General features: G+C 44.4%; 13 protein-coding genes. 12 read left to right on the top strand and 1 reads right to left on the bottom strand.

Annotated elements, in window-relative coordinates; translation table 11 throughout:
- The first annotated feature begins 444 nt into the window (after positions 1–444).
- From Q4A14_RS08100 to Q4A14_RS08080, 5 genes are all read left to right on the top strand, one after another.
- Positions 445–792 carry a hypothetical protein gene (locus Q4A14_RS08100; RefSeq protein WP_303171301.1) on the top strand — a complete coding sequence of 116 codons (348 nt, stop codon included), beginning with the start codon at positions 445–447 and terminating at the stop codon, positions 790–792.
- A gap of 166 nt (positions 793–958) precedes the next feature.
- Entirely contained in the window at positions 959–3295 is a 2337-nt protein-coding gene (locus tag Q4A14_RS08095) for a TonB-dependent receptor (RefSeq protein ID WP_303171300.1), read from the top strand.
- Positions 3296–3338: 43 nt separating this feature from the next.
- On the top strand, positions 3339–4076 hold the full coding sequence (locus tag Q4A14_RS08090) for a hypothetical protein (RefSeq protein WP_303171298.1): 738 nt from the start codon (positions 3339–3341) through the stop codon (positions 4074–4076).
- A gap of 34 nt (positions 4077–4110) precedes the next feature.
- A complete protein-coding gene (locus Q4A14_RS08085) occupies positions 4111–5130 on the top strand; it encodes a hypothetical protein (protein ID WP_303171296.1) in 1020 nt (339 codons plus the stop codon).
- 87 nt (positions 5131–5217) lie between these two features.
- The gene (locus tag Q4A14_RS08080; RefSeq protein WP_303171295.1) at positions 5218–5646 is read left to right on the top strand and encodes a transposase; all 429 of its coding nucleotides are present in this window, start codon (positions 5218–5220) and stop codon (positions 5644–5646) included.
- Between the two features lie 606 nt (positions 5647–6252).
- Here the strand turns inward: Q4A14_RS08080 and Q4A14_RS08075 are convergent.
- Positions 6253–7365, bottom strand: coding sequence for an RHS repeat domain-containing protein (locus Q4A14_RS08075; RefSeq protein WP_303171294.1), 1113 nt, complete (start codon positions 7363–7365; stop codon positions 6253–6255).
- A gap of 530 nt (positions 7366–7895) precedes the next feature.
- Between Q4A14_RS08075 and Q4A14_RS08070 the strand changes: the two genes are divergently transcribed.
- The 7 genes from Q4A14_RS08070 (at position 7896) to Q4A14_RS08040 (ending at position 10943) form a co-directional block, all read left to right on the top strand.
- Positions 7896–8018, top strand: coding sequence for a helix-turn-helix domain-containing protein (locus Q4A14_RS08070; RefSeq protein ID WP_368492359.1), 123 nt, complete (start codon positions 7896–7898; stop codon positions 8016–8018).
- A gap of 165 nt (positions 8019–8183) precedes the next feature.
- Positions 8184–8843: an IS30 family transposase gene (locus Q4A14_RS08065; protein ID WP_303171302.1), complete on the top strand. Its 660-nt coding sequence runs from the start codon at positions 8184–8186 to the stop codon at positions 8841–8843.
- A gap of 164 nt (positions 8844–9007) precedes the next feature.
- Positions 9008–9190: a hypothetical protein gene (locus tag Q4A14_RS08060; protein ID WP_303171293.1), complete on the top strand. Its 183-nt coding sequence runs from the start codon at positions 9008–9010 to the stop codon at positions 9188–9190.
- A 114-nt stretch (positions 9191–9304) separates the two neighbouring features.
- The gene (locus Q4A14_RS08055) at positions 9305–9622 is read left to right on the top strand and encodes a hypothetical protein (RefSeq protein ID WP_303171292.1); all 318 of its coding nucleotides are present in this window, start codon (positions 9305–9307) and stop codon (positions 9620–9622) included.
- Complete coding sequence (locus tag Q4A14_RS08050) at positions 9619–9828, top strand: hypothetical protein (protein ID WP_303171290.1); 210 nt, start codon at positions 9619–9621, stop codon at positions 9826–9828. The genes Q4A14_RS08055 and Q4A14_RS08050 overlap by 4 nt, the downstream gene beginning before the upstream one ends.
- Before the next feature lie 134 nt (positions 9829–9962).
- Positions 9963–10436, top strand: coding sequence for a CPBP family glutamic-type intramembrane protease (locus Q4A14_RS08045; RefSeq protein WP_303171289.1), 474 nt, complete (start codon positions 9963–9965; stop codon positions 10434–10436).
- 3 nt (positions 10437–10439) lie between these two features.
- Positions 10440–10943, top strand: coding sequence for a cysteine peptidase family C39 domain-containing protein (locus Q4A14_RS08040; protein WP_303171287.1), 504 nt, complete (start codon positions 10440–10442; stop codon positions 10941–10943).
- Positions 10944–10954 lie beyond the last annotated feature (11 nt).

Raw genomic sequence — 10954 nt, 5'->3', positions numbered from 1 at the left:
AAGTTGTCTAACCTGTGAAAGCAAGTTGTCTAACCTGCTCCATCAACATGGTGGCTAAGTTGTCGCTTTAAGTCAGATGCCTTTTCAAGGGCTCTAAAAATCCTTACCCAAGTGGTTTCGACATCCAAAAGCAACGCATCGCCCCTCCTTAGAAGCGGAGAGCAGGAGCGGATAGAAGACACAGACAACATGAATATTGACCCGAAGAGATCCGTACCGGAAACGACAATAGATAAGCCTCAAAATGAACTCAAACCTCCCACGATGGCAACAAAACATATTATCAACATGTTCTTAGGTCATATTCGGGTGCAACGATTTGACTTGTTTTTCAGACACATCACATCAATTTCAACTACTTTAATGCCCTTAAGAGTCTTTTGGGGTTGGAGGAGTTGGCGATATGGAGAAATATTTATATACTTGCAGCCGAAAGTTCTTGATATGACATCCGGATATCTCAATCTAAAGCTGACAAAGCATACACTGCCGGCATGGTTGCTCCTGCTGATATTCACTCCTCAGCTGATAGTGAAGACATTTCACTACCACGGTGAGGGGAGTGGTTTTATTGTGTGCTCTCATGGCTGCGAAAAGGATGAGGCATCCGACTCCGATCACTCCGACACATGTGCGATCTGCGACTTTGTCATATCGACATTTACCGAAGCGACGAGCATCGTCTTTGAGTCCGTCTTGGACTACGTGCCTTTCACGTACACCTCGATAGAGTCTGCTCCGGTACGCCCATCTCTACCTTGGATCGCTCTCCGTGGTCCTCCCACGATCTGAATCATACACGACGACCATCAACATCTTATGATGGTCAGGTATTGTGATTGTGTACAGGCTTATAGCAAACTGTGTGCATATGTTCGGTGTTGTCGCTTGATACACCCAACAAGACATGCGTTGCGAAGGAGCTTCCTTTTGCGATAAACACATCCCATTTTTCCATATGACAATACGAGAAATCCTACCCGGACTCATCGCCCTGGTGTATCTATTTACAGCAGTGGAATCGTCGGCCATGACCCAACCCAAAGCCGGCAAACACAACATCATCGTATCCGACAAAGAGACAAATGAGCCCATATCATATGCATTGGCACAAGTGGGCAACATGCGCTATATGGCCGATACAAAAGGGACTATTACCATCCCGTTGTCGATAACAGAGCTTGACACCATAAAAGTACAAGCTCTCGGATATATGCATACCAAAGTGCCGGGACGTGAAATCAAAAGTCGCCACTCCATCCACATACATCTCATACCTCAGGAAAGCCTATTGAACGAGGTTTCGGTGGAGGGTATACGTGCCGGACATTCCAAAAATGTGATAAGGCATCAGATCAGTGCAACCGAGATACAGAAACAGCTCGGCAGTTCGTTCGCATCTACCCTCGAGCAAGTCAAGGGAATCAGTATGATACAGACCGGAGCCACCATAGCCAAACCTGTCCTGCACGGAATGTATGGCAATAGATTGCTTATCGTCAACAACGGAGTACGCCAGCAAGGACAACAGTGGGGTGCCGATCACGCTCCCGAACTCGATGCCAATACCGCCGGTGGGATCACCATCATCAAGGGAGCAGAGGCTGTCCGTTACGGCTCCGAGGCCTTGGGAGGAGTAATAGAACTTGATAGTCGTTCGTTGCCCTATGGCAGTACTTCGTCCATTCATGGCAATGTCTCCACGCTATACGGTTCCAACGGTCACAGAGCAGCCCTCACAGGCTTCCTCCACTCAGGCACAAAGCTATGGGGAGGGGACGCGGCATGGCGTGTACAAGGGACCCATGTCAATGGCGGAGACCGCTCCACAGCCGACTATGTACTCAACAACACCGGCATGCGCGAGAGTAATGCATCGATAGCTTTGGGTTGGGAAGACTTCAGTTCAGGTATAGACTTGTATTATAGTCTCTTTTCAACACAGATCGGAGTATTGTACTCTGCCCAAATGGGGAGCGTGGAACTCTTGAAAGAGCGCATAAAAATAGGGCAACCCGTAGACCCATCGCCATTCAGCCGGAAGATAGACTATCCCCTGCAAAAAGTAACACACCATATCTTCAAACTCAAAGGGCACCACAGGTTTGCCAACAAAAGTAAGCTCGATCTGCAAGCGGCCTACCAAGGCGACTTCCGCAACGAACATCATCAGCGTCGCAACTATAAGTCTCATATACCCTCTCTGAGCCTCAATCTGCATTCGCTCCAGATCGATGCGAGATGGAAACATCTCTACGGAAATTGGAGTAGTGAGGCAGGAGCTTTCTATGGCATGACCAACAACTACAATACGCCCGGGACCGGTGTAGTACCTATCATACCCAACTATACTCAGAACAACGGAGGGATCTACGCCATCCAAAAATATAGTAAGGACATGGTGTGGGGAGCAGAAATCGGATTGAGAGCCGATCACCAACTCCTCAATGCCGAGGGGATCGACTACGACAAGCGTCCCTATGGAGGAAAAAGCAACTACACCAATCTGTCTTATAATATCGGTGCACACTACCATGCGTCCAAACACATGGAGCTAAAGACTAACCTCGGTCTCGCATGGCGCGCACCTCACGTACATGAGCTATACAGCAAGGGATTGGAGCATGCTTCGGGACTCTACTCAAGTGGAGATGCGACATTGGGAGCAGAGCAGAGTACAAAGTGGGTGACCTCTCTTTCGTTTGAGAACGAACATATAGCCTTCAACATCGACACTTATCTGCAGTGGATCAAGGGCTATATCTACGACGAACCGTCGGGGGAATTCTTCACACTCATATCGGGGACATACCCCGTCTTCCAATACAAAAGTACGGATGCGATCTTCAGGGGGATTGATGCGGAAGTGCGATGGCACATTTCACGCCACTTGGAGTACGAGATCGGTGGTAGCATGATCCGGGCCGACGAACAGAAGACCGGAAACTTCCTCCCCTACATACCCTCGGGACGTATCGGGCATCACCTGACTTATCGTCTCTCTTCGCTCGGTAAGGTCAAGGATATACACATCAAAGCGTCTCATAGGTATGTGGCAAAACAACACAGATTTGATCCGGCAACAGACCTGATCCCCTACTCTCCCGATGAGTATCATCTCTTGGGGTTGGAGGCAGGTCTCTCTCTCCCGCTGCCCAACGGTCAATCGTTGAAGTGGCTCTTGTCGGTAGACAATCTCCTCAATAAGTCTTACAGAGAATACACCAATAGATTCAGGTACTACGCTCATGACCTCGGTCGTGACGTACGTCTGATGATGACTTGGGAATTTTAATCACTCAATACAAACCATACAAATCATTCGTTTACAAAACAGCATGAAAAGTATTTTTACCAAGATCGGCACAGTCCTGATGACGGCACTTTTCGTCATGGCCTGCAATCCGGTCAAACCTGTCGATGAGACGGAAAACAAATTGCATGAGGACCCTAAAAGAGCTGAGTTGACACTCATCAAGGGGCAACTCCAAGAGGATAATAAGTTCATACCCGATGGTTCGTCCTCTGCCACTCAAAAGGTTGTCTTTGCAATCGTCCCCGGTAAAGGGTGGCAACTCACGGAAGAAGGTGCCAAGGCATTTACCGTCGAACCCATGGACAAAGATGGATCAAGTGCGTATTATCTTGACATCAAGTACTACAGCCCTTCGGGCGAACTGATGAATAACCAATTTATAGAGAACGGACAAGACAACATCCATCGCCACTTCTTCAGCGCATATAAGCCTATCACAGACGGAGCGGGACAGGAATTGAGTAAAGAAGAAAGCAAGACTCCTAACCTCTTCGTGTACGACTACCTCGACACCACACCGTGGAACAAGCAGTTCGGTGAGCCGGGCGTATCTATCAACAAGGAGGACAATTACCTCGGATTCAAGGGTATTTTCAGATTTTTTACCTCTGATAGGAAATACAACCTTCGCATCCGTCTCATGCATGCTATCGTAGGGAAGAACGACAAAGGTCCATCTACCTACTATGCTCCAAATAGATACCACACTGCCAACGCACACTGGGATGTGGATATGCTCATCCCTTTGACAGTGAAATAAATAATTCTCCCAATATCAACCAATAATTATTTTTATGAAGAAAGTATTCAAAATCTTATCGGCACTCACACTGAGTGCAATGATTGTAGTCGGTTTCTCTGCCTGCAGCAATGACAACACCCCTGAATCAAAGAGACAAAAAGAAAAAAAGGAAGAGTCCACCGACGAGGCTCATAAGATCATACTGAAATTTGCACCAGGACACTTCCACCCGGGAGCTGCATTTCATCAAAGTTCTTTCCCAGATGGAGTCACACACATCAAATCCGAAACTGTATTCTCTTATGAGAGGAAAGAAGATATATGGGTCCTCACAAAAGACAGCCCCAAAGCAATGTTTATAGAGTCGACAGAAGCAGGCTCAAAAGCTCTCAATCCTTACGGGTTATGGATAAGCTACTTCGACAAGGACGGAAAGGAGATCACCGGCAGATTCTCCGAAAATGGGATGATCAATCAGTACCAACACTTCTTCACGGTCTTGAACGTAACAGACCTCGAAGATAAGCAAACAGCCGAAGAAAAAACTCAAACAACTGACCTGTTTGACTATGTATACATGGACTCTGATCCTTGGGACAAACAAATAAAGCAAGGGGCAAAACGTGTCGGCAGCAAACTTATCAAGGAGGACAAAGGGGGGGGAAACCCTGTCCTCGAACCTCTTAATCCACTGGGGCTTAAAGGTTTTTTCAACTTTACTTCTCCTCTGGTGAAATTCACTCTCAAGATTGACCTTCTGCATATGCCTGAAGGAAAGATGGACAATGGTAGCCCACGCATGTTTTACTTGCCCAAAACAAATACCAAAAAGGTCGTGACCCTCACTCTTCCGATAGTTGTTTTCATGTCCAGAGAGGAGTTAGAAAAGTTCCATTTAGAAAGCGATCCAAACGAGCTTGATGTTGAAACGTATGAGAAACTTTCTGCGGAAGGAAAGGCTCTTGTAGACCATATCGCCAAGATCTTCGGGTTCACTCGTGAACAAGCATTCAAAGAGATGTACACTCGTCTCAACGAATATGCAAAAGACAGCAGTACCCTTTACTTCTGATCATAGATTTGGGGCGATACTGTCCTAAAAAAGTGTGTAAGCCCCGTTAGTCCTTAACTCTGGGATAAGAAAAGAAAACAAAGAACAATGGAGCTTACACAATCACAAAAGTCGGCATTTATTTCTGAAATGCTATCATCAGAGACAGGTATTAACGAACTTATCCGTGTATTATCGGACACCTTCTCGAAGCAAGAACGTGCTCTCTTTGTCGAAGAGCATGAGGGTGAACAGTGCAATGGCTTCCGTCCTCGTCACCGGCGAGGCTACGGATGTAGCTTTGAATTACTGATTCCTCGAACTCGCTCGGGAAATTTTCAACCTCTGATTTTGGGCATCCTCTCGAGGCAAGAGAGCGAACGAGCCCTGCTGTTTCATGAGCTTTATACCCGTGGCCTTTCGTGCGAAGACATCGGCTCGGTGTGCCGGCGGATCTATGGCTATCACTACAGTAAGCAGCAAGTCGGTTTTCTCTCCAATACGGGCAAAGGGGAGATATGCAAGTGGTTGGAATAGAATTAGTAATAACCGAAAAAACCAAAGTCCCCCCGGGGTATGCCCCGGGGGGGAAAAGGAATAACTAACCTTACACACTTTTTTGGACACTACCTTTTTTCATTGTCCTCGCCAAGGATAAACCTCTCTCGAAAAGCCTCCTGACGAGGCAGTCGCAGTCATTAAGTGCAATCCCACCGACTGCCAACAGTGACTACCGGACATCTCAATTTCACGACATCAGCCTAAAGGTGTACAACCTCTCAAAACAAGGTGTCTAACTTCATGAATCAAGTTGTCTAACTTGAAGTCACAAGTTAGACAACCTTTTATCCCCTTACAGACACAAAGACAGAGAAAGATGATCAGAGATTAAGCCCGCCGTCAAATAGAGAGGAATTGCACATGGCTCGGATCCGAAAGACGATATCCTCCCGGACGGAGAAATACAGCATCTTATACCAAAATAGTATTGATCGGAGCAAGACATCAGGAAGTCCGAGTCTCCCAACTCTTTCAAGGCACAGACTCTACCTCTGAAAACAAGTGAAGGTCATGCACGACAATGCGCGCATGACCTTCACTCTTGAATCCCAAAATAACTTTCGGCCCTGATAAGACTTTTGATTAGTCGTAGTACGTGATCCGGCGCTCAGTGATATTCTTCATAGGCAGCTCTTCCTTTTCATAGATTTGAGTCAGCACCATACGTATCCAGTTGCCCTTATGATCATACTCATAAGTTCTCAATAAAGTCTGCGAATATCCTTGGACCGGAAAGTCTGACACCTCCTCTACAAGATTTCCCTTGTCATCGTACTTATACTTACTTTGGTACTCAATCGTCAAAGCATTTCCCTCAGAAACAACATAATGTACAGACTCTATGACACGTCCCTGAGCATCATAAGTATTCTCGGTCTTGTCCGTCAACACCCCTTCGATATTATGGTTTTCCTGAAGCGTTGCATTTCCTCGGTCATCGAAGTGCTCCAAACGCCTGTAGTTCATCTTTCCCTCTTCATCGAAGCTCTTGTATTCACTCTTGGTCTTTATCCCCTTTTCATTATAAGAATAAAGAGTCTCTTCCAACAACACTCCCGAAGAAGAGAAAGACTTCACACTTGCGAGGCTGTCTATCTCATTGTAGGTATGAATTGTCTTATTCGGCATCTCGTCTCCCGAGTCAGCCCTCGTTTCGATGAGGCGGTTTTTCTCATCATAGACATAAGCAATCCTGTGCTCTCCAAACTCACCCGAATAAGTCACTTGCTCGATGAGGTTGTTATTCTTGTCATAGACATACTCATCTCTGGAAGCAAACTGCAACGAATCCTTTATCGAAAATACTGATCGAATGAGATTACCCTTGGCATCATACGTATTCTCAGTGGTTGAGAGCCCCTCATACTCCAAAGTGTGCTCCAACTTCACCATGTTGCCATCGGCATCGTAGGTATAAGACGCGGTATAGCCTTCCCCCTCAGAGTCCACCTCTTCGGATAAGACTCTACCATCCTCATCAAACACTCTATGAATGTCAGTATAGAGAATATTGACAGGCTCCCCGTCCACAGTACCGGTAGCATAGCTCTTCTCACTCACAGACTTGACATTGCCTACGAGTTCGTACTCGGATAGTTTAGAATTATCACCATTAGACGAACCCTTCTTGGTCTGTGTACAAGCAACTCCCAAAAAGAGCATCATCGCCGTTAAAATACTGATCTTGATCTTCATGTTCACTTCTTATTATTTTAATTTCTGAAACTGATACAACTTCCCAAACCTCCATTTGTGACAAAAGCAACTTCATCTCACTTGCAGGAGGAAATTTCAGTACAAAGATATGAATTATAACAAATCCAAGAAAAACTTGACTTAAAGCCGATAAGAAAGGCTACAAAAACACAAAACACTGATCAACGCACATCCCTTGGGGAGCAAGCAATGAATATCAGAAGCCGTTTTAAAAAGTCTTGTGTCACTTATTATTACCATCCGCTAAACTTGGCAGGAAGATAAAACATACCTCTCCAGTCTCATGAATAGATCAATATTCATCGGCCAATAACTGAACACTTTTACCAGGCACACGCTATCTTCACCTTAGAAGTACAAATTTTAGAGTAGAAGATTAAGTGCGTCAGCCCCTAAGCCACCGAGGGGGTTACAGGGGGACACCTCCCCCTGTATATGCAGATTCAAGATAAAAGAAAAGGAGAGCAAGCCGAGGCTACTCTCCCATAGTTCAATTATCTTTGAATTTAATGATGTACAAACAACTGAACCGAGAGCAAAGGTACGAAATATCTGCCTTTCTACGAGCAAGGTATAGCCCGACAAAAATAGCTCGAGAGCTGGGCGTATCCCCTAGCACCATTACAAGATAGATCAAACGCAACAGCACCGAGAAGCGCAAGAGTTACAACCCTCACACCGCACAAGAGTATGCAGACATGCGCAAAGAGCGTGTTAGGCGCAATAGACACATCCCGGAATATGTCAAGAAAACGTGTCTCCAATATCTGACACAGCAGCAGTAGTCACCCCGGCAAATCTCAGGCTATCTCGCTCAGCAGAGTATAAAGGTCTCGCACGAAACAATTTACAAGTGGATACGCCAAGACAAAGCAGAGCAAGGCACTCTGTACACCCACTGTCGGCACAAGCTCAAGCATCGCAAGCGAGCGGTGGGCAAAGTCTCCAATATCCCGGATCGTGTGAGCATTCACGACATCCCACAAGAAGCCAATGGCAAGCGCTTGGGTGACTTCGAAATGGATCTTATCGTTGGGGCACAAGGTAAGGGTGCCATCCTGGTCGTAACCGAAAGAATGACTAATATGATTTGGGCAGGAAAACTCAAGAGCAAAACAGCTTCCGAGGTAAACAGCAAACTATGGGCAATACTCATCCCTTATCGCCATATGCTCAAGACCATCGTCACGGACAACGGAAGTGAGTTCTCCGGACATCTGAAGATGACCAAGATGTTAGGCGTACCGATATTCTTTGCCGACCCTTATGCCGCGTGGCAAAAAGGCGCGGTCGAACACGCTAATAAGCTCATTCGACAGTACACCCCCAAGAACTCCGATTTCTCCAATATCTCACAAAAGGACATTGACAAATACATCTATCTCATCAATGCCGGACCAAGACAAAAACTTAATTTCAAATCCCCGGCACAAATCTTCTTTGAACACTTAGACTAAATTTGCACTTGATACTTGAATCTGCATTGACACATAATCACTCATAAATTTGGTCGTTATATTTTTTTTCAATAGATTTGCGGTGTAAAGTTAATTTTTAATTCATAACTAAAAAATTTAACAAAATAAAAGAAATTAAACTGAATGTTGTGGGTCTAGCCCCTATGTGTGATGAAGAAGCGAGAGCAGTGGATGGTGGTGTAGCTCCACTTGTAATATTAGCAGGAAAAGGACTATTATGGCTTGGAGGACTTATTGCAGGAGGTGTTGTATCTGATTGGATCTCAAACCCAGAAAATACGAAGAAACAATTTAACGAGGGGTATAATGAGGTTAGAGAACGATAAAGAAATATGTGTGGGCACAGATTTAGTCAAGTTCTAAAAAACTCTAGTGCTCATATTCCGTACTTAGAAATTGCTGCTTTTTTCCTACTACTTACGATTCATAGTTGTGTAGTCATGTTATACAGACCATATGCATATGCACATCTTGAAATTAAGGAGGGTCTGAGTATTGCAAATAACTACCCAAGCTTCTCTGCTGTACTTGTTGGGTATTTGGCATTTAAGATTTACTATGCAGTTAAGGCTAAAGGGAATTATATTAATAGCATCGGAAAGAAGTATTATCTCCTAAGTATTGTTCTTCTTGGTAATTATCTGTACGAAGGCCTAGACATTTATTTAGGTAAAGGAGATTGGTGGGATATGATTGCAATAACATTTGGAGGAATATTTATTATACCATTTATTTATTTTAGAAATAAGAAGCCATGAATGAACTGGATAATTTTGGACTAAAAAATCTCTCTAAGGACGAGCTTATTAAAATTGACGGTGGAAGTGAACTTTCTGACTGGTTAATGAGAGGTATAGGCAAAGGATGGGCGCATTTTAAAAATTTTTGTGACGATGTAAAGGAATACTTTGAAAATTACCCTAAACTTGTTGCTGAAAATGGCGGTTTGCCCCACGCTTACTAACTAGTTGTACTGTTCTTTTAGAGTTCACTATTTTAATATAGTGGGAAATTAGAATTGTTGTTAAAAAGAGGCGCTTGAGGAGGATGAAATGTCTTTGTCTTCCTCAAGTGTTTTCTTGTATTGCCGTAAAGTATATGAACAAAGTTTTTAGATGGGTTGCAAATCTCCCAGCTCCGCTATTTGTTGGGGTTTTCTGGGCAGTCGGATTTCTCTGGAATATTGCTTTTAATTTATTTGCTTGGTATGTTTGTTCAGGGCCTATATCACAAGGGGACTTTGATCCGCCCCAAAGTGTCTATGACTATGTTACTTATATTTTTTTAGCCCCACTAATTGAGACAACTTTATTTCAAGCATTACCTTATTATTTGCTAAACAAGATTGCCTTTTTTCGGAGCCGTATATGGCTTATTATTCTTGTTAGTAGTCTTGCCTTTGCATTGTCACATTTTTACTCTATAGGTTATGTTTTTTTCTCTTTTTTTCCAGGAGTTTTATTTATGACCGGCTATTATTTAAGGCAAGGAAAGCACCCATTTGCCTCAATTTATATGGTGCATTTGCTGATAAATACAATCCCCCTCGCGTACGAGCTAATCTTTTCATAATCTATGAGTGTAATTGAGATAAAGCAACACGATATAACAGATTGTGGTGCAGCTTGTCTAGCATCAATTTCGGCTCACTATGGATTGTCGATGCCGATTGCTCGAATACGCCAAATGGCATGCACAGATAGAAAAGGTACAAATGTACTAGGCTTAATCACAGCAGCGGAGAAACTCGGTTTTATGACCAAAGCGGTGAAGTCTCTGAAGCAGGATGGCACCCCCAACCTAGAGCCACTAGGAAAGATACCCTTGCCCGCAATTGCTCATACTATTATTGATGGTAGGTTACAACATTATGTGGTGATATATAAGGTCACTGATAAGTGGGTGCAGATTATGGATCCCTCTATCGGGAAGCTGGAGAAATGGTCACTAGCTAAGTTCGAGGAGAGGTGGACTGGTGTGTTGGTGATTTTGATCCCTGATAATGAGGTGTTTAAGGGGGAGGATAAGACGATTTCGGATACTGTCCTAAAAAAGTGTGTAAGCCCCATTAGTCCTTAACTTTGAGGTAA

Source organism: Porphyromonas sp., assembly GCF_030529325.1.
In the GTDB taxonomy this organism is placed as follows: domain Bacteria; phylum Bacteroidota; class Bacteroidia; order Bacteroidales; family Porphyromonadaceae; genus Porphyromonas_A.
This window is presented reverse-complemented; position numbering and strand designations above follow the sequence as displayed.